Origin of the sequence: Burkholderia sola (genome assembly GCF_905400185.1) — a bacterium.
GTDB classification, from domain to species: domain Bacteria; phylum Pseudomonadota; class Gammaproteobacteria; order Burkholderiales; family Burkholderiaceae; genus Burkholderia; species Burkholderia sola.
Genome location: NZ_FR989676.1, coordinates 1,334,153 through 1,357,497 on the forward strand (window position 1 = coordinate 1,334,153; position 23,345 = coordinate 1,357,497).

The following is a 23,345-nucleotide window of genomic DNA, read 5'->3' on the forward strand; positions in this document are numbered from 1 at the left end:
GATGACCGGGCCCGCGCCGGGCGGGGCGTTTGCGCGACGTTTCCGTGGCCGGACGGGCAGCGCGTGGTGGCCGCCCGTCCTCGGGGGATATCAGAACACGTGATGGATGCCGGCGTTGACGCCGACCGTCGTGCCCGGCAACCCGTACAACGCACCGCCCGTGATGCCGAGGCCCGTATTCATCGCGCCGTGGTTGTTGACCACGCCGACCTGTGCATACAGGCCCGTTCGTTTCGACAGGCTGTAGTCGGCGCCGATCGCGGCGAGCAGCGAATGGTTGTGCGAATCGTTGCGGTCGGTCGTGTACCACGCGCCCGTGTTCAGGTCGAGGGCCGGCGTGACGCGATAGTCGAGGCCGGCGCTATACACGTTGTTGCTGAACGAGCCGGCGACCTTGTAGCTCGTGAACGACGCCTTGCCGGTTACCGGCCCGAACGTATAGGCGGCGCCGATCGTGCGGCCGACGAACGCGACCGTGCTCGGCACCGGCGTCGGCGTCGTGCCGCCGTTGCCGTCGTAGAGCGCCGCGTTGAGCATGAAGCCGCCGTTCGTATAGGTAAGGCTGCCGGAATACTGGCGTCCCGCCTGGAAGTCGCCGGCCTTGCCGCCGAAGCCGAACATCGCGCTGGCCGTCAGCCCGGCGATCGTCGGGCTCGTGTACGAAATCGCGTTCGGGTTGAAGAGGCCCGTGACGAGCACGTTGTCGACGTACGGCACCAGCGCGGCCCCGAAGTGCGAGACGTTGCGCGGATCCGATCCGAGGATCGCGAGCACGAACGGCGAGAACTGCAGGCCGACCTTCGTCTCGCCGAAGCCGCCGTCGATCCCGACCCACGCCTGACGGCCGAAGAAGTTGCCGTTCGAATGGCCGAACGCGCCGTCCGTGATGTTGAAGCCGCTTTCCAGCTTGAATCGCGCGTGCAGCCCGCCGCCGAGATCCTCGGTGCCCGTGATGCCGAAGTTGGTCGGCGTCATGCCCGTGTCGGTCAGCGCGAACTGGCGCCCGGCGTTGCCGCCGGTTGCCGAATCGAGCGATCGGCTCGTATAGAGCAACGCGGCGTCGAGATCGCCGTACAGCGTGACGCTGCTCTGCGCGAAGCTGCTGGTGCTTGCGGCCGCGCCAAGCAGCGCCGCGCACATCGTCCGTGTCATTCCCTTCATCGTCTGTCTCCGTTTTGTGAGTGTTGTAATACGTACGACTAATTAAAAATGCAGTGGCGAAAGTGCTGCGATCCGCCTGCATGCCGTGCCGTCGGGGAACGCACGGCGATGCTCGTCGCCGGCGCGAGCGCGGCCGCGCGCCCGGCGTGATGAACGGGCAAGCGGTCGTGCTCCGGCGCCGCGGTGACGCGATAGGCCCGCCGTGGCGGGCGATGTCACATCGCGTGGTTCAACTGCTCGAGGATGGCCGGATTCTCGAGCGTGGACGTATCCTGCGTGATCGCCTCGCCCTTCGCGAGCGAGCGCAGCAGGCGCCGCATGATCTTGCCCGAGCGCGTCTTCGGCAGGTTGTCGCCGAAGCGGATGTCCTTCGGCTTCGCGATCGGCCCGATCTGCTTGCCGACCCAGTCGCGCAGCGTCTTCGCGAGCGCCGCCGCTTCGTCGCCTTCCGGGCGCGAACGCTTCAGCACGACGAATGCGACCACCGCCTCGCCCGTCGTATCGTCCGGACGGCCGACCACCGCCGCCTCGGCAACCAGTTCATGCGATACCAGCGCCGACTCGATCTCCATCGTGCCGAGCCGATGGCCCGACACGTTCAGCACGTCGTCGATCCGGCCCATGATCGTGAAGTAGCCGGTCTCCTTGTCGCGCACGGTGCCGTCGCCGGCCAGATAGAGCGTGCCGCCGAGCTCTTCCGGGTAATAGCTCTTCTTGAAACGCTCGGGATCGCCCCAGATCGTGCGGATCATCGCGGGCCACGGCCGCTTGACGACGAGAATCCCGCCTTGCCCGTTCGGCACGTCCTGGCCCGTCTCGTCGACCACCGCGGCCATGATGCCCGGCAGCGGCAGCGTGCACGAACCCGGCACGGTCGGCGTCGCGCCCGGCAGCGGCGTGATCATGTGGCCGCCGGTTTCGGTCTGCCACCACGTGTCGACGATCGGGCAGCGCTCGTGGCCGACGTGCTTGTGGTACCACATCCACGCTTCCGGATTGATCGGCTCGCCGACCGTGCCGATGATGCGCAGGCTCGACAGGTCGTAACTCTTCGGATGCACCTTGTCGTCGGCCTCGGCCGCCTTGATCAGCGAACGGATCGCGGTCGGCGCGGTGTAGAACACGGTGACCTTGTGATCGTCGATCATCTTCCAGAAGCGGCCGGCGTCCGGATACGTCGGCACGCCCTCGAACACGACCTGCGTGCCGCCGCATGCGAGCGGCCCGTACGTGATGTACGTGTGGCCCGTGACCCAGCCGATGTCGGCCGTGCACCAGAACACGTCGTCGGGTTTCCAGTCGAAGGTCCACTTCATCGTCTGCGCGGCCCACAGCAGGTAGCCGCCCGTGCTGTGCTGCACGCCCTTCGGCTTGCCGGTCGAGCCCGACGTGTACAGGATGAACAGCGGATGCTCGGCGCCGACCCAGGTCGGTTCGCAGCGGTCGGACTCGCCGTCGGTCAGCTCGTGCATCCACAGGTCGCGATCCGCATGCCAGTCGATCTGGCCGCCGGTGCGGCGATAGACGATCACGCTCTTGACCGCTTCGCAGCCGCCCATCGCGATCGCCTCGTCGGCGATGCTCTTGAGCGGCAGCGTCTTGCCGCCGCGCGCCTGCTCGTCGGCGGTGATCAGCGCGACCGCGCCGACGTCGACGAGCCGCTCGTTCAGCGATTTCGCGGAGAAGCCGCCGAACACGACCGAGTGGGTCGCGCCGATGCGCGCGCAGGCCTGCATCGCGACGATGCCTTCGATCGACATCGGAATATAGATGACGACCCGATCGCCCTTGCCGATGCCGCGTTGCTTCAGCGCATTCGCGAAGCGCGACACGCGCGCGAGGAGATCCGCATAGGTGACGCGGGTGACGGTGCCGTCGTCGGCCTCGAAGATCACCGCGACGCGTTCGCCGTGGCCGGCTTCGACGTGGCGGTCGAGGCAGTTGTACGACGCGTTCAGCTCGCCGTCGTCGAACCACTTGTAGAACGGCGCGTTGCGCTCGTCGAGCACGGTCGTGAACGGCTTGTGCCACGTGAGGCCCTCGCGCGCGAGACGCGCCCAGAAGCCTTCGTAATCCTGCTCGGCCTCGGCGACGAGCGCGCGATAGGCCGGCATGCCGGAAATGGTCGCCGTCTGCTCGAGCGCCGCGGGCGGCGCGAACTGACGGGTTTCGTGAAGAACCGATTCGATCTTGGACAAGCGAGTCTCCCTGCGTTCGTGTAATTCCTGACGGTGCCTGGGAAAACGCAACATGCGTGCCAGTTGCGCGACCGGTGCGCGGCTGCGGCGAAAGCCGCGACAGCCGGGCGCGTGACGCCCGATCCAGCCAAACCGTCGGGTTTGCGGACGGTAGCGCGATGCGGTGCGGCGTTCACAAATGCAGCAGGCGTGTTGCAGTCCTGAGCAGTTCGGTGTGCGAGCCGTCGCGTGCTCGCCCGGCGCGGGCGCGTCAGGCGAGCAGCGAGCGCAGCGCTGGTGCGTGCCGGAATTGCCGGATGCGTTCGAGCGCCGCCACCTCGAGCTGACGAACGCGTTCGGCCGACAGGTTCAGTTGCCGGCCGATCTCGCGCAGCGAATACTCGTTGTCGACGTCGATCCCGTAGCGCAGGCGAAGAATCCATGCTTCGCGCGCGGGGAGGCAATCGATCAGCGCCGCGACCGCCGTGCGCAACTGGCCGGCGCTCGCGGCTTCTTCCGGCGTCGGCGCGTCGGGGTCGATCGTGACGTCGCACAGCGTGAGGTCGTGATCGGGCGAAACCGGCAGGTCGGCCGAGATCGGTTCGCGCACGATGCCCATCAGCTCGCGCACCTTGTCGACCGGCAGCCGCATCTGCGCGGAAAGCGCGCGCGCGTCGGCGACGTCGCCGGTTCGTTGCCGATGGATGCGTGCGAGCCGCGACAGCTTGTTGAGCGTATCGACCGTATGCGCGGGCACGCGTATCGTGCGGCCCAGATCGGCGAGCGCATGGGTGATCGCCTGCCGGATCCACCAGGTCGCATAGGTCGAGAATTTGAAGCCGCGCCGGTGATCGTAGCGATCGACGGCCTTCATCAGCCCGATATTGCCTTCCTGGATCAGGTCGGAGAACGGCAGGCCGCGATCGGCATAGCGTTTGGCGACCGACACGACGAGCCGCAGGTTGCTCTGGAACAGCTTCGTTCTCGCGGGTTGCATCGCCCGCTCGATACGCGAGCACCGCGCGTCGAGCGCGATCGCGATGTCGAGCGGCAACGGCGACTGAGCGGCGACGCGCGCGAGCGCGCCGCGCGCGTCGATTAGCGCCGGCGCATGGCGGGCGAGGGCGCCGGCGCAGTCGGGATGCGCGGTGCCGCATGCGTGCAGCCATGCGTATACGTCGTCGCACGGCGCGAAGAGGTCGTGGCGCGCGGATTCGGCATGTATGCCCGCAGCGGCCAGCGTGTCGACGAGCCGCTTTTCGAACGTGCGCGCTCGGGTCGCGCGCTCGCGGTTCGCCTGTCCGATGCGTTCGATCGCGCGTGACGTGAAGCGGATGGCGCCGGTCAACGCGGCCGCTTCGCGCAGCAGCGCCCGGCTGGCGGCCGACGCGAAACCGTCCGTGTGCAATGCATGCTGCATGGCCGGCGCCAGCGCACCGGCGCGCTCGAGCGCTTCGACGACCGTATCGCGCCACGCGTCGCTGTCGACGGAAGGGCCGGCCGCATCGTCCGGCGCCGGCGACGCCATGGCCGGATCGTCGGGCAACATCGACGGCGTACTTGCAGGCGATTCGATCTCACCGGTAAGCCCCGTCACGTAAACCGACGCCGCCGCCTTGCCGGCACGGATGTCGTCCGCGATCGCCGCGACGGTCGCGAGCGCCGCCGGATCGCGGCTCAATGCGTCGATGCAGGCGGCGCGTCCGCTTTCCAGACGGAGCGCGAGCGCGATCTCTTCGTCGCGTTCGAGCAGCGGCGTTGCGCTCATTTCCCGCAGATAGAGCCGGACCGGATCGTTGGTCCGGCCCGCGAGCAGGTCGTCGGCCGCGAGCGGCGTCGATGCGTCGGCGAGCGGTGACGCCACCTCCGACACCTGCGCAAAATGACGGTCGAGCGTCCACCCAGTGTGCTCGCCGGCATGCTCGCGTACGTCGATGCCGAACTCGCGCAGCATCGACGCGGCTGCGTCGACATCCGCGCGTTCGGCCGCGTTATCCGGCAACGCATCGGGCAACGCATCGGCGATTTCGCCGTGCGTCACGTATCCGCGGTCGATGCCCAGCGCGATCAGCGCATGCAGATGCACCGCGCGTTCGGCGTCCGCGCCGCGACGCGACGCGTCGTCGCGCTCGCGGGCGGGCCCGGCATCAAGCGAGCTTCGCATAGACGTTGCACCAGCCTTCGGCGGCAACCGTCTTGCCCGCGAACATCGGGCACGTGCCGACGGCTTCGCCCGCGGCAGCCTTGTAGAAGCGGCAGTTCGAGCACGTCTGACCCGCCTGATACTTCGGGAACTTGCCTGAGTCGACGGTCGTCGCCTTTGCGCGGTAGCCGAGCGTCTTCGCTGTCGCGTCGTTTTCGTCGACGGGCGGGGCGGCCGCGAAGGCGCGCGTGCCGGCCGCGAGCGCGGCGCACAGGCCGGCGGCCTGCACGATGAAGGTTCTGCGATGGCGGGAGATCATGATGTCGTCCTGAACGAAATGAAATGAAAAGAAAAAGCCGGGCCCGCGCGCCGGGCAGGCTGCCCGGCGCGGCGGTCGACCGAAACGAAAGCGGGCGGGAAAGTTACTTGCGCGGCCCGGCGATGAGCGGCGCCTTCGACGCGTTGGCGATATCGGCGGTCAGCTTGCTCTGCGACGCGTCGTAGCCGTTCGAGTAGAGCAGGAACGCCATCAGGTCCTCGTATTCCTGTGCGCTCATCTTGCCGGGGCGATCGGCCGGCATGTTGCTCGACATGTACAGGAAGATGCCGCCGACCGTGATGTGCGACTTGCCCTCGGGCGCGAACGATTCCCCGCTCAGCGCGGGCGCGGTATTGCCCTCGAGCTGGTCGCCGTGGCATTTCGCGCACGCGTCGCCGTAGAGCTTCTTGCCGTGCTGCACCTGCGCCTGGTCGAACGACGGGACGCCGCTGCCTTCGCTCGTCGACACCTTGATGAAGCCGCTCCTTGCCGGCCGCTGCGCGGACGCGATCGCGCCGTCGAGAAACCGGCCGGGCGCGTGCGTGGCGGCGGCTTGCGCGATGTCGGCGGGAAGCGTCCAGCCGCGCGTGAGCGACGCGAGACGGCCGTTGCCGCTCATCTGCGACAGCGTCGCGTCGATGCGCTTTTGCAGCGCGTCCTTGCCCGGCCCGAATGCGAACGACAGTTGCCAGTCCGAGTATGGCGACGACGTCGCCGCCACCTTGAACCGCTGTTTCGGATGGGCACGCTCGTACGCGACGACGCTCGGGTACCAGACGATCGCGCGCTGCGCGCGCCCCGCGGCGAGCGCGCCGATCGTTTTCTCGCTCGTGTTCTCGAGGTCGAAGCGTGCGTTCGCCTGCTGCGCGGCGATCAGTTGCGACGGGCTGCCGTACGTGGCCGCGATCGTTTCCTTGGCGCCGGACGGCGCTGGCGCATCGGGCAGCGACACGCTGACGTAGCCTGAGCGCAGATAGCCCTGCGAGAACGTCATTTTCGATCCCGACGCATCGGCGATCGCCGAACGCGGGAAACCGGCGATCACGTCGCAGTCGCGTTCGAGCGATTTCGTCAGCTCGCTGGCGGAGATGCCGTCGTCGTCGCCGTTGTCGTCTACGCCGCGTGTGTTGAAGGTCGCGGCGATGCCCGCGGCGCGGAACACTTCGCGCGCAACGGAGCGGTCGAGCGCAGTGGTCGGGCTACCGGGCAGCGTGCAGACGCGCACGCCGGCCGACGCGGCTGCCGGTGTCAGCGCCACGCCCACGGCGAGCAGACTGGCGACGGTAACGGAAGTGAGGCGAGTATTCATGGTGGTGTGTCCGGTTGAAGCGGGTGGGGCGTCGCGCCCGCATCGGGCGCATGCGGGCGCGACTCGGGCGCGATTCGGCCGTAGCGCCGGGTCAGTTCAGCGCGAACACGTAGAGCGTGCCGCCGCGCGGAACGTCCTTCGCGATGTCCGCCATCGGGCCACCCCAGATCGGGTTCGCGCCGCCATAGCCGGCGAGCACGGCGACATATTCCTTGCCGTCGACCTCGTACACCGACGGCTGCGAAATGATGCCGCTCGCCAGTTGCGGGCTTTCCCACAGAACCTTGCCGGTCGCCGTATCGAACGCGTACAGGTGGCCGTCGAGCGAGCCGCTGAACGCGAGGCCGCTCGCCGTGGTCGCGACGCCGCCGTTCCACGGCTTCTTCGACCAGTGGCTCCACAGCTTCTTGCCGGTGTTCACGTCGATGGCCGTCAGTTCGCCGTAGCCTTCGCTGCCCGGTTCGGGCTTGATCTCGAAGCCTTCGCCGAGATACGGCAGCCCTTCCATGTAGCTGACCGACTTGCCGGTCAGGCTCATGCACGCATGCAGCGCGGGCACGACCGCGATGTTGCGTTCCTGGTCGTACGAGATCGACCACCAGTTCTTGCCGCCGAGGAAGCTCGGGCACGTCTCGATCGTCGTGCCGGCCTTCGGGAACTTCGATGCGTCCTGGATCGGCTTGCCGTCTTCCGTGTAGCCGGTGACCGACAACGCTTTCACGAACGGCGTCGCGTAGATCAGCTTGCCGGTCGTGCGGTCGATCGCATGGAAGAAGCCGTTGCGATCCGCGTGAATGATCGCGTCGTAGTCCTTGCCCTTGTACTTGATGTCCGCGAGGACGGCCGCGTTCACGCCGTCGTAGTCCCACGTGTCGTTGTTCGTGTACTGGTAGTGCCACTTCAGGTTGCCGCTCTTCGCATCGAGCGCGAGCAGCGAGTCGGAATACAGGTTGTCGCCGGGGCGCAGCGCCGCGAGCCACGGGCCGGGGTTGCCGACGCCCCAGTACAGCGTGCGCGACGCGGCGTCGTACGTGCCGGTCAGCCACGCGGCGCCGCCGCCGTGGCTCTGCATGCCGTCGGGCCAGGTTTCCGCGCCCTTTTCGCCGGCGGCGGGGATCGTGTAGCGTTTCCAGACCTGCGAGCCGTCTTCCGGATTCAGCGCGGCGATGTAGCCGCGAATCCCGTATTCGCCGCCGGACGTGCCGACGACGATCGCGCCGTCGATCGCGAGCGGCGCGAGCGAGAACGCGTAGCCGAGGCCCGGTTCGAACATCTGCTTCTTCCACACGAGATTGCCGGTCTGCGCGTCGAGCGCCGCGATTTCGCCGTTCAGCATCGCGATGTAGACGTTCTTGCCGTACAGCGCGACGCCGCGGTTGACGACGTCGCAGCACGCGGTCTTGAACGAGGCCGCGCCGAGTTTCGGCTCATATTTCCACAGCTGCTTGCCGGTCTTCGCATCGAATGCGTAGACGTTGTCCTTCGGCGTCGTCACGAACAGGTAGTTGCCGTTGACGATCGGCGTGGCCTCGAAGCCCTGCTTCAGGTCGGCGGGGAACTTGTACGCCCACACCTGCTTGAGATCCTTCGCGTTCGACGGGTCGATCTGCTTGAGCGGCGAATGCGAGCGGCCGTCGTAGGTGCGGTAGTAGGTCAGCCAGCCCGGATCGCCGTGTGCATCGGTCAGGCGCTGGTAGGTCACGGCCGGGTAGTCCGCGGCCGCTTCGACGAGGCCGGGGTTCAGCGCGACGGCGGCTGCCACCGCGATGCCGATCGTCGCCAGCCGGCTCGCTGAAGCCGAGAGTTTCTTCATGGTTGTCTCCTGGGTCATTGTGGTCGCACCGCCGCGAACGATTCGTCGCGCCGGCACGGTTGGGGTTTCCGGGCCGAGTGCACTGCCCGTCACGCAAATCGCATGCCATCGCGGCAGGAAGCCGGTGTGGCGCGGCACACCGGCGTATCGCTTGCGATGGGCCGATCGACGACCCGCGCCGTGGCGTCGGCGCAGGTGTTGCATTCAGGTACACCGTCGCGCGGGAAGTGTTGCCAAACATGACAGGTGGCGCAGTCCGTAGAACAGCGGGACATCGGCCGAACGCATGCGTTTCGCAAAGCGAGGGGCGACGCGGCGGGCACCGCTTGCGCTCGCGGCGCTGGCACGGTTCTCGCACGCGGGCTTCGCGACAACCCGGCGCCGCGCGGTGCATCGCGCGGCCCGGCGGAAAACAAGTGCGGAGACAACGGAATGATCAGGAGACCAAATGGCGCCGTGCGCGCCGGCGCGACGCGGCGCGGCCGGCGTGCGCGATGCATCGGCACGACCGTCGGCGCGCTGGCGCTGTTCGGCCTGCCGCCCGGCAGCGTGCGCGCGCAGCAGGCCGACGGCAGCGCGATCGCGCCACCCGAGCCGGCCATCGTGCTGCCCGCGGTGGTCGTCGTCGGCACGACGCCGCTGCTTGGGATCGGCACGCCGTTGTCGGAGGTGCCGGCGAACGTGCAGACGGTGCGCGCGGCGGAACTCGACGCGCAGCACCGCGCGACGCTCGCCGATTTCTTCGCGGCGAACCTGCAGAGCGTGACGATCTCGGATGCGCAGGGCAACCCGTACCAGACGGACGTCAACTATCGCGGCTTCACCGCGTCGCCGCTGCTCGGCACGCCGCAGGGGCTGTCGGTGTTCGTCGACGGCGTGCGCGTGAACGAGCCGTTCGGCGACGTCGTGAACTGGGACATCCTGCCCACGCAGGCGATCGACCGCGTGCAGCTGATTCCGGGCTCCAACCCGGTGTACGGGCTCAACACGCTCGGCGGTGCGCTCGCGATCACGACGAAGAACGGCAGGTCGAGCCCGGGCGGCGAAGCGGAGGTGTCGGGCGGCTCATGGGGCCGCAAGACCGCCAGCGTCGAGCAGGGCGGGACGATCGGCTCGAATCTGGACTATTACGCGACTGCAAACGTCGCGAACGACGGTGGCTGGGCCGACCATAACGCGAGCCGCGTGCGGCAGGCGTTCGGCAAGCTGCGCTACACCGATGCGGACACGACGCTGTCGATCGCCGCAGGCGGCGCGGACAACACGCTGTCCGGCACCCAGACGATCCCGCGCTCGTTCCTCGACAACCGGAAGCAGGCATATACGTATCCGGACCGGAACCGCAACAGCGCGGGCTACCTGACGCTGTCGGGCGAGCGCTTTTTCGGCGAAGACGTCGAGCTGAGCGGCAATGCGTACTACCGGCACCTGCGCAACGTCAACACGAGCAGCAACAACAATACGGATTACGGATCGGTGGACGACGATGGCACGGTCGACACGATGCAGGGCAGTAACGCGCAATCGACGATCGTCACCGACAGCTACGGCGGCAGCGTGCAGCTCACGCTGCTCGGCAAGCTCGGCGGGATGGCGAACCGGCTGGTCGCGGGCGTCTCGGCCGATGTCGCGAACTCGAGCTACGTTGCCTCATCGCAGGACGCGTCTTTCACCGACGCGCGCGCGGCGATCGGCATCGGCGATTTCGTCCCGCGGACCAGCGCGAAGACGCGCAACGCGAATGTCGGCGTGTACTTGAGCGACGCGCTGTCGCTGACGCCGCACTGGACGCTGACGCTGTCGGGCCGCTACGACTGGTCGAAAGCGCAGATCGGCGACGAGAGCGGCGTGCAGCCGCTACTCGACGGCACCCATGTGTTCTCGCGCTTCAACCCGGCGGTCGGGCTCAACTGGAACCCGGTCGCGGGCTTCACCGCGTATGCGGCCTACAACGAAGGCATGCGTTCGCCGACCGCGATCGAACTCGCGTGCGCGGACCCGGCCGCGCCGTGTTCGCTGCCGAACGACTTCATCGCCGACCCGGCGCTCAAGCCGGTGATCTCGAAGACGTTCGAAGCCGGCGTGCGCGGTCGCATCGGCACGGCGACGACCTGGAGCGCCGCGGCCTACCGCACGACGCTGACCGACGACATCCAGTTCATCAGCAGCCCGGCCAGCGCGCAGGGCTACTTCCGCAACGTCGGCGATACGCGGCGGCAGGGGATCGAGCTCGCCGGCCGCACGCGGTTCGGCCCGCTCGGTGTCGGGCTGTCGTACAGCCATGTCGATGCGACCTACCGATCGTCGTGGACCGAACACAGCCCCGCCAATTCGGCGGCCGACGCGAACGGCAACGTGACGGTCAAGCCGGGCGACCGCATCCCCGGCATTCCCGCGCATACGGTGAAACTGCGGCTCGACTATGCGGCGACGTCCGCGTGGGACATCGGCGCGAACGTCGTGTGGCGTAGCGGCGTGTACGCGCGCGGCGACGAGAACAACGGCGACGTGAACGGCCGGATCGCCGGCTACGTGCTGGTCGATCTCGACATGCGTTACCGGGTCACGAAGCGGTTCGAGGTGTTCGCGAGCGTGACGAACCTGTTCGACAAGCGCTACGCGAGCTTCGGCGCACTGGGCCAGAATTTCTTCAACGGGGCGAACCATACGTTCGACGGCGCCAATCCGGTGAACGAGCAGTTCGTCGGGCCGGGCGCGCCGCGCGGCGCGTGGGTCGGCATGCGCTATGCGTGGGATTGAGCGTGATGCGGCTGCGTGTGCGGTCCCGTCGCGACACGAACGAGCGCCGGGTCGTCACGTGAACGGCACCGTCGCGAACATCGCATTCACGGCGCGGGCGACGCTGCGCGCCAATGCGGGATCGCTTGCCAGATGCCCGGCCTTCACGCGTTCGATTGTCGCGTCGGGCACGGCGCGCGCGAGGCGCTCGACGTTGCCGACCGGGCAAACGGGATCGTCCATCCCGTGCGCGGCGAACAGCGGCACGTGGGCCAGTGCGGCCCGTCGCGCGAGCGCGAGTACGCGGCGCTCGCCGAGCCAGCAATCGTGTTGCAGGTAGTGCGCCTGGATCCGGTATTTGTCGATCAGCCGGCCGACGGTCTTCTGGGACCGAATCGGGCGCACGGGCGAGCGGCGTGTGCGTACTGACGCGAGGATCGCGTTTTCGTATGCGTGCCACGCGAGCGCGACTATGCGCTGCCGGGTTGTGCTCGCGCCGCGGCGCAGCCCCGCAGCGCAGCGCGACAGCAGTCGCTCCGGCCGGCCGCCGCCGGCCGCGGCATGCAGGCGCCGCCATTCGCGCGGCGCGCGCGTGCGGGACGTCACGAAGAGTCCACGGACTTCGCGTGGCGACGTCAGGAACAGGCCGCGCAGCACGACGCCCGTCACCCGCTCCGGATGCGTGCCTGCATATGCGAGCGCGAGCGCGGCGCCCCACGATCCGCCGACGACGCCCCAGCGTGCGATGCCGAGCTGTTCGCGCACCGCTTCGAGATCCGCGATCAGCCGCGCGGTGTCGTTGTGACGCGTGCCGCCGCGCGGTGTCGACGCGCCCGCGCCGCGCTGGTCGACGAGCACGACGCGCACGCGGGCAAGGTCGAACAGCCGCAGGATGCCGGCCTGGCTGCCGCTGCCGGGCCCGCCGTGCAGTACGACGACCGGATGGCCTTGCGCGGCGCCGGCCACGGCGAACGCGATCGATTGCGCGTCCCGGTGCAGGTGTCGGCGAACGGGCGTGGGCGGTGACGTCGATGCGTCGGGCAAGGCCCGCATGGCAGGCGACGGCGTGGATCGAATCGGGCGACGCGTCATGTCGATAGGGTTCGGGCGGAATCGGAAGGCAACCGTCACGCGGCCGGGCAGCGGCCGGACGGGTTCTGCGATAAAGCCAGAAACGCGCCAGCCGCGAGGATCCGGATTCGCACGGGTAGTCACGCGTCGGGAATTCGCGGTATCACGAAGGCCTGCCCGTCGCGCGACGCGACACGACACGCCCGGCCGCGCCCGGATGATTGATTACATCGTCCTTTCAATTTATCGCGCGGCGCCCGCGTGGCCCGATGCTTGCTTGCAATGACGGCAAAGAGTCCGGCAGTTGACCGGAAGGATCCCCCGGAGGAGACAATGCGCGATGACGTAGAGCAGGCGGCCGGGTCACGGGCCGCGCATCCCGCTGGCTGGCCCGCGCCGTCGATCCAGAAGGCCCACGAGCGCTCGGAGACGTTCGGCCTCCAGGTATCGGCACGACCCGACTACGACGTGCTGTCGAACGCGGCGCTGGTGCTCAAGCGCGAGCAGAGCCGGGTGCTGTGCGTGCACGCGATGCCGGTGATGGAGACGCTGCACGAGCAGATCGTCAACACGCAGAGCATGATCGTGCTGACCGATGCGGAAGGGCTGATCCTCCATTCGATCGGCGACGACGATTTCCTGCGCCGCGCGGAGAAGGTCGCGCTGCGCCCGGGCGCGAACTGGGCGGAGAGCCGGCAGGGCACCAACGCGATCGGCACGGCGCTGGCAGAGCTGTGCCCGATGGTCGTCCACGGCGACCAGCACTTCCTGGCCGCGAACCGCTTCCTGACCTGTTCGAGCGTGCCGATCCTCGATCCGTACGGCGACGCGATCGGCGTGCTCGACGTGACGGGCGACCACCGCAGCTATCACCAGCATACGATGGCGCTCGCGAAGATGTCGGTGCAGATGATCGAGAATCACCTGTTTACGACGACCTTTCAGGAAACGCTGCAGGTGTCGTTTCATGGCCGCCCCGAGTTCCTCGGCACGCTGATGGAGGGGATCGTCGCGTTCACCGCCGACGGGCGCTTCCTGTCGGCCAATCGCAGCGCGCAGTTCCAGCTCGGCATGCCGCTCTCGGCGCTGCGCGCGCACACGCTGTCGTCGCTGTTCGACGTCACCAGTGCGCAGCTGATCGACCGCATGCGCGCGAGCACCGACCGGCACCTGATGCTCAATCTCGGCAACGGTGCGGTGGTCTGCGCGCGCGTGCACTTCCGCCGCGCGACGCTCGCCGAAGGCAGCCGGCCGACGGACGTCCACGACGCGGGCGCGCCGGCCGCACGCGCGAACGCGGCGCCCGCGCCGGCGGCCGGCACGTCGGCCGGCCTGTCGCGGCTCAACTATCTCGACACCGGCGATGCGCAGGTCGCGTGCGTGATCGCGAAGGTGCGCAAGGTGATCGGCAAGGACATCCCGATCCTGATCACCGGCGAGACCGGCACCGGCAAGGAACTGCTCGCGCAGGCGATCCACAACGACTCGCCGCGGCGCGACGCGCCGTTCGTCGCGGTCAACTGCGCGTCGATTCCGGAGACGCTGATCGAGTCCGAGCTGTTCGGCTACGAGGAGGGCGCATTTACCGGCGCGCGCCGCAAGGGGGCGATCGGCAAGCTGCTGCAGGCGAACGGCGGCACGCTGTTCCTCGACGAGATCGGCGACATGCCGTATCCGCTGCAGGTGCGGCTGCTGCGCGTGCTGCAGGAGCGCCTCGTGAACCCGCTCGGGTCGACGAAGACGATTGCCGTGGACATCGCGATCATCTGCGCGACGCACCGCGACTTGCGCGAGATGATCGCGCAGAACCGTTTCCGCGAGGATCTCTACTACCGGCTGAACGGCCTCGTGGTGCGCCTGCCGCCGTTGCGCGACCGCACGGATCTCGCGGTCGTCGTGCAGAAGATGCTGCAACGCGAGGCGTTCGCGGGGCCGGGCGGGCCGCCGCTGTCCGTCGCGCCGGACGTCATGGAGTTGTTCGTGCGCTGCACGTGGCCGGGTAACTTCCGCCAGCTCGGCAACCTGCTGCGCACGGCGGCGGCCATGGTCGACGACGATGGCGAAATCCGGCGCGAGCACCTGCCGGACGACTTCTTCGATGACCTGCGGCGCGGCGATGCCGTGCAGACCGGGCAGGCCGTGCCGGCCACGCCCGATTCGCCCGCCGCGGCGAGCACCGCGGCCGGGCCGGGCGCCGCGGACGCGTTGCCTTCCGTCGATGCGCGCCTGCAGGACGTCGCCGCGTCCGCGATCGCCGCCGCGCTGGCCCGTCACGGCGGCAACGTGTCCGCCGCGGCGCGCGCGCTCGGCGTCTCGCGCAACACGATCTACCGGAAGATGCCCGCCGCCGACGCGGGGCGCCAGCCGTCCGACGAAAGCTGACGCGCCGTCGCGCTGCGCGCGACCTGTCACAGCCGGTGTGTCAAGTTGCAACACCGGTGTTCAACGATTCAACACCTGTGACCACGCGCGGACAGCGTTCCGCCGGGGTGGCGGAACGCATTCGCGCGAATCGTGTCGGCTATTCGTAAGGATTCCGCCGCGATGCCCGGATGATGGCCGTCTACCGCCGCCGGGCCGCCGAAAAGCGGCTTCGGCACGCTCCTTGCTGAATAGAAACCGACCGCTCGATTGCCGCGGTCGTTCGATTCATCCAGCAACGCATCGACTCATCGACTCATCAATTCAGACAGGAGACACACCATGCAGTGGACGACACCGTCTTACACCGACCTGCGTTTCGGCTTCGAAATCACGATGTACATCGCCAACCGCTGATCGCCGTGCGTGCCGCCCGTTTCGCCGTGATCGGCGCGGGCGGCCTCGGGAGCTGACGCCATGAAGATCAAGATACTCGGCTCGGGAGCCGGCGGCGGGCTGCCGCAATGGAACTGCAATTGCGCGAACTGCCGCCGTGCGCGCAGCGGAAGCGGCCATGTGCTGCCGCGCACGCAGTCGTCGATCGCGGTCAGCGACGACGGCGTCGACTGGGTCCTCGTCAACGCGTCGCCCGACATCCTTTCCCAGTTGCGCGCGGATCCGGACCTGCAACCGGCGCGCGCGATTCGCGACAGCGGCATTGCCGCCGTGGTGCTGTGCGACGCGCAGATCGATCACGTGACGGGCCTGCTGATGCTGCGCGAGCGTTCGACGCCGCTGCCGCTTTACGCGAGCGCGCCGGTGCTCGACGACCTGTCGACCGGCTTGCCGCTCGTGCCGCTGCTCGGCCATTACTGCGGCGTGGCCGCGCACACGATCGTGCCCGGCGAGCCGTTCGCGGTGCCGGCCGCGAGCGGGATCCGTTTCACCGCGCTCGCCGTCGACAGCAAGCCGCCGCCTTATTCGCCGCGACGCGCGTCGGCCGCGCCCGGCGACAACATCGCGCTGTCGATCGAAGACGTCGCGAGCGGGCGGCGCGCGTTCTATGCGCCGGGGCTCGCGTCGGTCACCGACGAGGTACGTGCGGCCATGGACGGCGTCGATCTCGTGCTGGTGGACGGCACGTTCTGGACCGGCACCGAGATGATCGATCTCGGCCTGTCGGGCAAGCACGCGGCCGACATGGGACATCTCGCGCAGTGCGCGGAACCCGGGCGGCCCGGCATGATCGACTGGCTCGATACGCTGCCCGCGCGCACGCGCAAGGTGCTCACGCACATCAACAACACGAACCCGATTCTCGATCCGCATTCCGTCGAGCACGCGCACCTGCGCGCGCACGGCATCGACGTCGCGCACGACGGCATGCAATTCCAGGTCTGACGATGAACGCACCGATCCCCGCTACGGCGTTGCACGCGACGCCCTGGACCGCGACCGAATTCGAGGCGCGCCTGCGTGCGCTCGAATCGCGCTATCACATCCATCATCCGTTCAACCGGCGGCTCAACAGCGGCGCCTGTTCGCCCACGCAGATCCGCGGCTGGGTCGCGAACCGCTTCTATTACCAGATCTGCATCCCGCTCAAGGATGCGGCGATCCTGTCGAACTGCCCCGACCGCGAAACGCGGCGCCGCTGGATCCAGCGGCTGATCGACCACGACGGGCAGGGCGACAACGAAGGCGGCATCGAGGCGTGGGTGCGGCTCGGCGAGGCATGCGGTCTGACGCGTGACGAGCTGTGGTCGCTCGAACACGTGCTGCCCGGCGTGCGTTTCGCGGTGGACGCGTACGTGAACTTCGCGCGGCGCGCGCCGTGGCAGGAAGCGGTGTGCTCGTCGCTGACCGAGATGTTCGCGCCGCAGATCCATCTCGACCGGCTCGCGGGCTGGCCGTCGCATTACCCGTGGATCGAGCCGGCCGGGCTGCATTACTTTCGCAGCCGCGTGCCGCTCGCGCAGCGCGACGTCGCGCATGGGCTCGCGGTCACGCTGCAGCATTTCACGACACCGGACGCGCAGCAGCGCGCGCTCGGCATTCTGCAATTCAAGCTCGACATCCTGTGGTCGATGCTCGACGCCGTCGAAAAGGCCTACCCCCTATGAACGCGATCGAAGCCGCCAGCGGCGTGCCGCTGCGCCCCTGCCTCAGGGGCATGTACCGCCTGCAATGGGAGGCGGCCCAGGATGCGTACGTGCTGCTCTATCCGGAGGGTATGGTCAAGCTCAACCCGAGCGCCGGCGAGATTCTCGCGCGCTGCGACGGCACGCGCGAACTGGACGACATCATCGGCGAGCTCGAGCGCCTGTTCATGCAATCGGATCTCGCGACCGACGTCTACCGTTTCCTCGATCATGCGCGACTGCGCGGCTGGCTGGACTGACATGACACCCGACACGCCCCATCCGTCCGCGCCGCTGTGGCTGCTCGCGGAACTCACGTACCGCTGCCCGCTGCACTGCGCGTTCTGCTACAACCCGGTCGACTTCGCGACGCACGGCGCGGAACTCGACACCGACGCGTGGCGCACGGTCATCAGCGATGCGCGCGCGCTCGGCGCCGCGCAAATCGGCTTCTCGGGCGGCGAGCCGCTGCAGCGCGGCGACCTCGAGACGCTCGTCGCGCATGCGCGCGGGCTCGGCTTCTATACGAACCTGATCACGTCGGGCATCGGGCTGAACGTCGCGCGCATCGAGCGGCTCAAGGCCGCCGGGCTCGACCACATCCAGTTGTCGCTGCAGGATTCGACGCGCGAGCTGAACGATTTCCTGACCAGCACGCGCACGTTCGAACTGAAGCGCGACGTCGCACGGCTGATCAAGGCGCATGGCTACCCGATGGTGCTCAACTGCGTGCTGCATCGCTACAACCTGCCGCACGTGGGGCAGATCATCGAGATGGCGCTCGATCTCGGCGCGGATTACCTGGAACTCGCGAACACGCAGTACTACGGCTGGGCGATGCTCAATCGCGACCAGTTGATGCCGACCGTCGAGCAGGTGCGCGAGGCCGAGGACACGGTCAACCGCTATCGGAAGCTGATCGGCGAGCGCTGCAAGATCCTGTTCGTCGTGCCCGACTATTTCGAGCGCCGCCCGAAGGCGTGCATGAACGGCTGGGGCTCGGTGTTCCTCGGCGTCGCGCCGGACGGCACCGCGCTGCCGTGCCATGCCGCGCGGTCGCTGCCGGGGCTTGCGCTGCCGAACGTGCGCGATCGCTCGCTGCGGGACATCTGGTACGACAGCGATGCGTTCAATGCATTTCGCGGCGACGACTGGATGCGCGAGCCGTGTCGCACGTGCGACGAGCGGCATGCGGATCACGGCGGTTGCCGGTGTCAGGCGTACCTGCTGGCCGGCGATCCGAAGGAAGCCGATCCGGTGTGTGCGAAGTCGGCTCATCACGGTCAGATCGAACAGGCAGTGCAGTTCGCGCGACGTCGCGCGCCGCGTGACGAGCAGCCGCTGGTTTTTCGCAGCAAGGAGAATTCGCTCGCGCAATGCAGCGCGGCGTGCGACGGCTGACGGCTGACGCGGCGCCGCCAGGACGACGGCAGGGGCGAACACGGCGCCGCGCTCGTCGAACTGGAAACCGATGCGGCCGGCCGGGTGGTCGCCGCGCGTGTCGTGACCGGCAGCGGCTATCCGCGCCTCGATGCTGCCGCGCGCGATGCGGCGCTGGCGAGCCGCTGCGCCACACACGTAGAAAACGGCGCGCCGTCGCCGATGCGGGCGCGCGCGCCGATCCCGTTCAATCCCGATGAATGACCGGGCACGTTGGCGACATCACCCGTCGTCCGCCTTCGCCTGCAAACCCTTCAGCCCCTGAATCACGACCAGCAGCGCGCGCCCGTGCTCGTCCGACCCGTCCCACGCGTCGACGATCGCGTCGCGCAGCAGGTCGTTGTACCGGCGCCGCGACGGCTCGGTATCGACGCCATAGAAACTGCATAGCTTGTTGAATGGCGTGCTGCGGCGCAGCCGGCGCCCGTTCGACAGCCGAAGGCGCGACACGGTTGGCTGGCTGACCCCGGAAAGTCGCGCAATTTCGCTGGACGAGCGTGTGTCTGCCATCAAGCGGCGCAACAGGTCTTGAACGGGAAAATCTTGGTCCGGGGCTTCCATGCGATGCATTATACCTATACAGTTACGGCTGTTGAATGGGCTTGCTGTCAGCAGCGAGGCTGTATCCCCGAGAAAGTTGATGACACTGAAACACCTCCCACCCACGTTCTGCTGGACCAAGATCGGCGCCGAGTCCGGCGAGGAATTGCCGACCGTCGTGCTCCGCAAGGAATGGGAGCGCCGGCTCGGCGGCGGGCGTTTTCTGTGGGGCATCAACCAGCCGCTCGGCAGCAGCGCGCAAGTCGCCGCGCATCGCACGGGTTCGCTGCTCGCATTGTTTTCGCCGGTCGCGTCGCGTCCGCGCGCGGGCGAGCGCAAGGACGCGCTGCTGTGGAATGCGTGGGTCGACGCAAGCGGTCAGGTGCGGCCGTTGCCGCCGCACACGTTCATCGCCAGCCGCTCGACGTTGCCGTCGGGCCGGCGTCGCGAGCAGCATTACGCGCTCGTGTGCGCGTCGTCCACCGCGCTGACGGTCGGTACGCAGTTGCGCGTGTTTCCCGACCATCTGCGCAGCGTGAGCACGGGCAGGCCGCTGGGCGCCGCGCAGGGCGCGGCCGTGGTTGACTGCATCGGGCGTGCGAAGGAGCAGACGGGCAAGAGCTATCCGCTCGCGCTGTCGGTCGAGCTCGAGGCACCGTATTTCGTGCGGCTCGCGCAGCCATGCGTGCTGAAGGCGCGCGATCTCGCGGAAGTGAACAAGGCCACGCGCGCGGGCGATTTCGATCGCTTCGTCGAGCTGGTCGCGCGCTTGCGCGGCCGTTCGCCGACCGACGCCGTGCGCGGCGTCACGCGCGATCTGTTCGACGTGCCGCCGCTCGAAACGGCGGCCGCGTACGTGGCGCCCACGCATGTCGCGCGCCTGCGCAACCGGCCGGCGGCCGAGCATCCGCGCGATCTCACCGGCGATCTGTTCGACCTGTCGCCGGGCGAGGCGGCCGCGTTCGCCGGGCTCGCGCATCCGCGCATCGGGCGCGCGTGACGCCGGGCGCGACGCCGTTCGCGCAAGAATTTGTTGCAATCTCGCCGTAGCGGATCGACGAGCGCGGAGCGACAATCGGCACGAAGCGCGCGGTGCGGCGGCCGATGCGTCGACACGCGACGGGTCGTGGTTCACGTCGCCGACATGCGTACCACGCACACTGGGCGTCGGCGTGCTTCACACTGCAATCCTGACGGAGGAGTGTCGATGTCGACCCACATCTGTTCGCCGGAAGCCCGGGCCGCACAACGCTTCGTCGAAGCGACGCGCAACGTCGATCAGGCGTTTCGCGCGGTGCGCGGCGAAAGCGACGACGACGGCTCGTCGGCCGAATACGCACGCGCGATGTCGCGTCTCGATCGCGCGCTCGACGAGCTGGCGCGTGCGCAGGAATTCTTCGATCGCGTCGTCGGCGCGGACACCACGCACGGCAACTGACGGCTTCGTCGTTTCTCTTTTTCGTGCGTCAGCCCGCGCGCGTCATACCCGGTGCAGGCGGCGCGGCACGGTACGCATAGCCGCGATGCTGGAACGACGTCGCGAAGAACCGCATCTGGTAGCGGATCGCATTCGCCCAGTAGTCCCACGTATGGCCGCCCGGCCGCTCCGCATAGTCGTGCGGCACGCCGAGCGCGACGAGCCGTTCGTGCAGCGTGCGGTTCGAGTCGACGAATGCGTCGTCGCGGCCGCAATCGATCGTCAGGTCGAGATGGGCGCGCACGAATGCCCGCGCGTTTTCGACGATCACGTTTCGGTTCCAGAACGACGGATGGCGATCGGGATCGCCGAACACGTGTGCGATCCCCGGCTCGTCCGTGCAGCAGCGCGGATCGACCGCGCCGCTGATGCTGCCCACCGCGCCGAACGTGTCGGGCCGGTCGAGCGCGATGCGCAGGGCGCCGAAGCCGCCCATGCTGAGCCCGGTGATCGCGCGCGCGTGCTGGGCGGCGATCGTGCGGAAGTGCAGGTCGACATAGGACACGACTTCATCGCCGACGAAGGTCTCGTAGCGGCTGCCCGAATCGAACGGGCTGTCGATGTACCAGCTTTCATGTCCGCCGTCGGGCATCACGAGGATCACGCGATAGCGGTCGGCCAGCGCGGCGATGTGCGTGTTCGACGTCCAGTCGGTATGGTCGCCGCCCGAGCCGTGCAGCAGATAGACGACGGGGTAGCGCTCGCCGTGGTTGTCGCGTGCGTAATCGTCGGGCAGCACGATGGTGGCCTTCAGCGTTTCGCTCATCGCGGCGCTTGGAATCGCGACGACCCGCGCATGAAAGGCGAACGCAGGGCTCGTGACGGCGAGCAGCAGTAGCAGCCAGAAAGTACGTGCCAGGTTCATCGATCCTTGCATGTGTCGTTCCAGTCCGGGGCGGGAGGCCGGGAAAACCCTGTTGCGACGACTTTAGCAATCGCGCCTTTCAACCATATTTCGGCGAACCCTACGGGTTGTCAGGCGGACGGTTTGCATAGGATGCGCGCCGTAGCCGAGCAGGTCGGGGCAAAGAGGCGGGCCGTGCCAGCCGTGCACGTCGAACGTGCCGATGAAACCGTGAATGGAGACGACGGGCGCGGGCGCGATCATGCGGCCGCCGCTGCAGGCAGGGGCGGCAATTCGAGTTCCGCGAGCAGTTCGTCGAGTTCGAGCACGTGCGTGCGGTCGTGATCGAGCAGTTCGCGCACGAGTTCGTCGAGCGACATGCGGCGGATGCCGTCGCGCAGCCCGCACCGTTGGAGTTGCGCTGGCTCCAGCGCGGCCGCGGTGGCGCACAGCGCGGCGCGGCCACTGCCGAATGCCGCGACGGCGAGATCGAGCGGCTGCGCGAGATAGTCGCGTTGCGCGGCGAGCGCGGTGCCGTCGACGGATTCGATCGCGGGAAGCTCGGCCGTGCGCACGGCGTCGATGCGCGCGGCGAACACCGCATCGAGATCGCGCAGGTGGCACGCATGTTCGACCAGCGAGAAGCCGGTGCCGGCCGGGCGGCGCGTGGCCAGCGCGGCCGGTACGTGCGCGGCGTAAGCGGCGAGCCGGGCCGGCATGCGCGCCAGCGCGGCGACGATGTCGGCGAACGGCAGCCGGTGCGGGGATGCGCTGAACACCGCGCCATAGCTGAACAGCGCACCGCCGAGCCGCCCGCGCGCCTGCACGACCTCGTGGCCGTGGCGGCGCATGACGTCGGCGACCATCGCGCCGCAGAATTGGCGGGCCGTCGTGTCGGCTTCGATTTCGGGGAATTTGTGCGCGATCTCGTCCTGGATCGCGCCGATCGCGGCGACGCCGACGCGCGACAGCGCCGCGAACTCGAGATAGCGCTCGGGCTGTTCGATCAGCGCTTCGAGCTGGGCGCCGAGCGCGGTCAAGCGGAAACGGTCGAAACGGGAATGCATGACGAAGCCCCGGTCAGTAACGTGTCAAAACGATACGTTAATGACCGGGGCTTCGTCAACCGGCTCATTTGGGTACAGGCGGGCTGCGCCCACACCGCCCGCTTGCCCCGCTCAGCGCTTCTGCCGCGCGTCCATTTCCGCGACGATGCGCGCTTCCTGCTCCTGAAGCTCGGGCGTAAACGCGTCGCCGAATTCCTCGAGTTCGTACAGCGGGCGGATCTCGATGTCCGAGTCGCCGGGCATCGGGTTCGGGCAGCGCTTCACCCATTCGACGGCTTCCTCCATCGATTTCACCTGCCACAGCCAGTAGCCGGCGACGAGCTCCTTCGTTTCGGAGAACGGGCCGTCGACGACCGTGCGGTTCTTGCCGGAAAAGTGCACGCGCTTGCCGCGGCTGCTCGGGTGCAACCCGTCGGCGGCGAGCAGGATGCCGGCTTTCACGAGTGCCTCGTTGAACTGGCCCATCGCGGCCAGCATGTCGGTGTCGGGCAGCCGACCGGATTCGGAATCGGCGGTGGCTTTGACGATGACCATGACGCGCATTGTCGTCTCTCCTTGAAAGGGAACAGGGCGCTTGCCGACGGTGCGACGGCAAAACGATCGGTTACGACAACACGACGCGCGACGGCGACGCGAATCGACATCGCGGGCGAGAAATTTTCACGCGCGATGGAGTCGGTGCGCCGCGCGGCCGCTGTCACGGAGCGCATCGGCAAAACTGGTATGCTGGTCCGCATCACGTG

Annotated in this window: 21 protein-coding genes and 1 pseudogene; 10 read left to right on the plus strand and 12 right to left on the minus strand. The window is 68.2% G+C overall.

Annotated features, from left to right (window positions below):
- Positions 1-90: 90 nt before the first annotated feature.
- The 6 genes from KR541_RS22505 to KR541_RS22530 all read right to left on the minus strand — a co-directional run bounded on the left by KR541_RS22505 (position 91) and on the right by KR541_RS22530 (position 8,922).
- Entirely contained in the window at positions 91-1,161 is a 1,071-nt protein-coding gene (locus KR541_RS22505) for a porin (protein ID WP_089489655.1), read from the minus strand.
- 215 nt (positions 1,162-1,376) lie between these two features.
- Positions 1,377-3,359, minus strand: a complete 1,983-nt coding sequence (gene acs, locus KR541_RS22510) for an acetate--CoA ligase (protein ID WP_213346221.1) — start codon at positions 3,357-3,359, stop codon at positions 1,377-1,379.
- Between the two features lie 250 nt (positions 3,360-3,609).
- Complete coding sequence (locus KR541_RS22515; protein WP_216089798.1) at positions 3,610-5,502, minus strand: sigma-70 family RNA polymerase sigma factor; 1,893 nt, start codon at positions 5,500-5,502, stop codon at positions 3,610-3,612.
- The gene (locus tag KR541_RS22520; RefSeq protein WP_124631577.1) at positions 5,486-5,800 is read right to left on the minus strand and encodes a high-potential iron-sulfur protein; all 315 of its coding nucleotides are present in this window, start codon (positions 5,798-5,800) and stop codon (positions 5,486-5,488) included. The genes KR541_RS22515 and KR541_RS22520 overlap by 17 nt, the downstream gene beginning before the upstream one ends.
- A gap of 103 nt (positions 5,801-5,903) precedes the next feature.
- Entirely contained in the window at positions 5,904-7,109 is a 1,206-nt protein-coding gene (locus tag KR541_RS22525; protein ID WP_089489651.1) for a c-type cytochrome, read from the minus strand.
- Positions 7,110-7,200: 91 nt separating this feature from the next.
- Positions 7,201-8,922 carry a methanol/ethanol family PQQ-dependent dehydrogenase gene (locus tag KR541_RS22530; RefSeq protein ID WP_050012257.1) on the minus strand — a complete coding sequence of 574 codons (1,722 nt, stop codon included), beginning with the start codon at positions 8,920-8,922 and terminating at the stop codon, positions 7,201-7,203.
- A gap of 432 nt (positions 8,923-9,354) precedes the next feature.
- Here KR541_RS22530 and KR541_RS22535 point away from each other — a divergent pair, with 432 nt between their 5' ends.
- Positions 9,355-11,682 (plus strand): TonB-dependent receptor, encoded by a 2,328-nt coding sequence (locus KR541_RS22535; protein ID WP_216089799.1) that lies wholly within the window; start codon positions 9,355-9,357, stop codon positions 11,680-11,682.
- Between the two features lie 54 nt (positions 11,683-11,736).
- Here the strand turns inward: KR541_RS22535 and KR541_RS22540 are convergent, their stop codons facing one another.
- Complete coding sequence (locus KR541_RS22540) at positions 11,737-12,714, minus strand: alpha/beta fold hydrolase (RefSeq protein WP_239468993.1); 978 nt, start codon at positions 12,712-12,714, stop codon at positions 11,737-11,739.
- 351 nt (positions 12,715-13,065) lie between these two features.
- Here KR541_RS22540 and KR541_RS22545 point away from each other — a divergent pair, with 351 nt between their 5' ends.
- The 7 genes from KR541_RS22545 to KR541_RS22575 all read left to right on the plus strand — a co-directional run bounded on the left by KR541_RS22545 (position 13,066) and on the right by KR541_RS22575 (position 18,878).
- Positions 13,066-15,114, plus strand: a complete 2,049-nt coding sequence (locus KR541_RS22545) for a sigma-54-dependent Fis family transcriptional regulator (protein WP_050012260.1) — start codon at positions 13,066-13,068, stop codon at positions 15,112-15,114.
- Positions 15,115-15,435: 321 nt separating this feature from the next.
- The gene (gene pqqA / locus KR541_RS22550; RefSeq protein WP_006485436.1) at positions 15,436-15,510 is read left to right on the plus strand and encodes a pyrroloquinoline quinone precursor peptide PqqA; all 75 of its coding nucleotides are present in this window, start codon (positions 15,436-15,438) and stop codon (positions 15,508-15,510) included.
- A gap of 60 nt (positions 15,511-15,570) precedes the next feature.
- On the plus strand, positions 15,571-16,494 hold the full coding sequence (gene pqqB / locus KR541_RS22555; protein WP_050012261.1) for a pyrroloquinoline quinone biosynthesis protein PqqB: 924 nt from the start codon (positions 15,571-15,573) through the stop codon (positions 16,492-16,494).
- A gap of 2 nt (positions 16,495-16,496) precedes the next feature.
- Positions 16,497-17,216, plus strand: coding sequence for a pyrroloquinoline-quinone synthase PqqC (gene pqqC, locus KR541_RS22560; protein WP_124631574.1), 720 nt, complete (start codon positions 16,497-16,499; stop codon positions 17,214-17,216).
- Positions 17,213-17,494 carry a pyrroloquinoline quinone biosynthesis peptide chaperone PqqD gene (gene pqqD, locus KR541_RS22565; protein ID WP_006480620.1) on the plus strand — a complete coding sequence of 94 codons (282 nt, stop codon included), beginning with the start codon at positions 17,213-17,215 and terminating at the stop codon, positions 17,492-17,494. Before pqqC ends, pqqD begins: the two co-directional genes overlap by 4 nt.
- Before the next feature lies 1 nt (position 17,495).
- A complete protein-coding gene (pqqE, locus tag KR541_RS22570; protein ID WP_050012263.1) occupies positions 17,496-18,635 on the plus strand; it encodes a pyrroloquinoline quinone biosynthesis protein PqqE in 1,140 nt (379 codons plus the stop codon).
- Between the two features lie 3 nt (positions 18,636-18,638).
- Positions 18,639-18,878, plus strand: a complete 240-nt coding sequence (locus KR541_RS22575) for a TonB family protein (protein ID WP_080334168.1) — start codon at positions 18,639-18,641, stop codon at positions 18,876-18,878.
- Positions 18,879-18,896: 18 nt separating this feature from the next.
- Here the strand turns inward: KR541_RS22575 and KR541_RS22580 are convergent, their stop codons facing one another.
- Positions 18,897-19,235 (minus strand): helix-turn-helix domain-containing protein, encoded by a 339-nt coding sequence (locus tag KR541_RS22580; protein WP_216090001.1) that lies wholly within the window; start codon positions 19,233-19,235, stop codon positions 18,897-18,899.
- Between the two features lie 79 nt (positions 19,236-19,314).
- Between KR541_RS22580 and KR541_RS22585 the strand changes: the two genes are divergently transcribed.
- Both KR541_RS22585 and KR541_RS22590 read left to right on the plus strand, forming a co-directional pair.
- Positions 19,315-20,214 carry a hypothetical protein gene (locus tag KR541_RS22585; protein ID WP_050012265.1) on the plus strand — a complete coding sequence of 300 codons (900 nt, stop codon included), beginning with the start codon at positions 19,315-19,317 and terminating at the stop codon, positions 20,212-20,214.
- 207 nt (positions 20,215-20,421) lie between these two features.
- Entirely contained in the window at positions 20,422-20,652 is a 231-nt protein-coding gene (locus KR541_RS22590) for a hypothetical protein (RefSeq protein ID WP_050012266.1), read from the plus strand.
- Positions 20,653-20,680: 28 nt separating this feature from the next.
- Here KR541_RS22590 and KR541_RS22595 read toward each other — a convergent pair whose 3' ends face one another.
- The 4 genes and pseudogenes from KR541_RS22595 to KR541_RS22605 all read right to left on the minus strand — a co-directional run bounded on the left by KR541_RS22595 (position 20,681) and on the right by KR541_RS22605 (position 23,145).
- Complete coding sequence (locus KR541_RS22595; RefSeq protein WP_176016393.1) at positions 20,681-21,556, minus strand: alpha/beta hydrolase; 876 nt, start codon at positions 21,554-21,556, stop codon at positions 20,681-20,683.
- Positions 21,557-21,688: 132 nt separating this feature from the next.
- Positions 21,689-21,799 (minus strand): annotated as a pseudogene (locus KR541_RS36760) (alpha/beta fold hydrolase); the annotation flags it as partial.
- Positions 21,796-22,602: a DinB family protein gene (locus KR541_RS22600; RefSeq protein ID WP_089489646.1), complete on the minus strand. Its 807-nt coding sequence runs from the start codon at positions 22,600-22,602 to the stop codon at positions 21,796-21,798. The pseudogene KR541_RS36760 and the gene KR541_RS22600, both read right to left, overlap by 4 nt.
- 111 nt (positions 22,603-22,713) lie before the next feature.
- A complete protein-coding gene (locus tag KR541_RS22605) occupies positions 22,714-23,145 on the minus strand; it encodes a YciI family protein (RefSeq protein ID WP_089489645.1) in 432 nt (143 codons plus the stop codon).
- Between the last annotated feature and the right edge of the window lie 200 nt (positions 23,146-23,345).

Excerpts from the sequence above, each read along its gene's own strand:
- KR541_RS22590 (WP_050012266.1), top strand. The coding sequence starts at position 20,422 with ATGTCGACCCACATCTGTTCGCCGGAAGCCCGGGCCGCACAACGCTTC.
- pqqD (WP_006480620.1), top strand. The coding sequence starts at position 17,213 with ATGAACGCGATCGAAGCCGCCAGCGGCGTGCCGCTGCGCCCCTGCCTC.
- KR541_RS22595 (WP_176016393.1), bottom strand. The coding sequence starts at position 21,556 with ATGAACCTGGCACGTACTTTCTGGCTGCTACTGCTGCTCGCCGTCACG.
- KR541_RS22580 (WP_216090001.1), bottom strand. The coding sequence starts at position 19,235 with ATGGAAGCCCCGGACCAAGATTTTCCCGTTCAAGACCTGTTGCGCCGC.
- KR541_RS22600 (WP_089489646.1), bottom strand. The coding sequence starts at position 22,602 with ATGCATTCCCGTTTCGACCGTTTCCGCTTGACCGCGCTCGGCGCCCAG.
- KR541_RS22520 (WP_124631577.1), bottom strand. The coding sequence starts at position 5,800 with ATGATCTCCCGCCATCGCAGAACCTTCATCGTGCAGGCCGCCGGCCTG.
- KR541_RS22585 (WP_050012265.1), top strand. The coding sequence starts at position 19,315 with ATGACACTGAAACACCTCCCACCCACGTTCTGCTGGACCAAGATCGGC.
- pqqE (WP_050012263.1), top strand. The coding sequence starts at position 17,496 with ATGACACCCGACACGCCCCATCCGTCCGCGCCGCTGTGGCTGCTCGCG.
- KR541_RS22530 (WP_050012257.1), bottom strand. The coding sequence starts at position 8,922 with ATGAAGAAACTCTCGGCTTCAGCGAGCCGGCTGGCGACGATCGGCATC.
- KR541_RS22505 (WP_089489655.1), bottom strand. The coding sequence starts at position 1,161 with ATGAAGGGAATGACACGGACGATGTGCGCGGCGCTGCTTGGCGCGGCC.
- KR541_RS22605 (WP_089489645.1), bottom strand. The coding sequence starts at position 23,145 with ATGCGCGTCATGGTCATCGTCAAAGCCACCGCCGATTCCGAATCCGGT.
- KR541_RS22540 (WP_239468993.1), bottom strand. The coding sequence starts at position 12,714 with ATGCGGGCCTTGCCCGACGCATCGACGTCACCGCCCACGCCCGTTCGC.
- KR541_RS22525 (WP_089489651.1), bottom strand. The coding sequence starts at position 7,109 with ATGAATACTCGCCTCACTTCCGTTACCGTCGCCAGTCTGCTCGCCGTG.
- pqqB (WP_050012261.1), top strand. The coding sequence starts at position 15,571 with ATGAAGATCAAGATACTCGGCTCGGGAGCCGGCGGCGGGCTGCCGCAA.
- KR541_RS22535 (WP_216089799.1), top strand. The coding sequence starts at position 9,355 with ATGATCAGGAGACCAAATGGCGCCGTGCGCGCCGGCGCGACGCGGCGC.
- KR541_RS22545 (WP_050012260.1), top strand. The coding sequence starts at position 13,066 with ATGCGCGATGACGTAGAGCAGGCGGCCGGGTCACGGGCCGCGCATCCC.
- KR541_RS22515 (WP_216089798.1), bottom strand. The coding sequence starts at position 5,502 with ATGCGAAGCTCGCTTGATGCCGGGCCCGCCCGCGAGCGCGACGACGCG.
- pqqC (WP_124631574.1), top strand. The coding sequence starts at position 16,497 with ATGAACGCACCGATCCCCGCTACGGCGTTGCACGCGACGCCCTGGACC.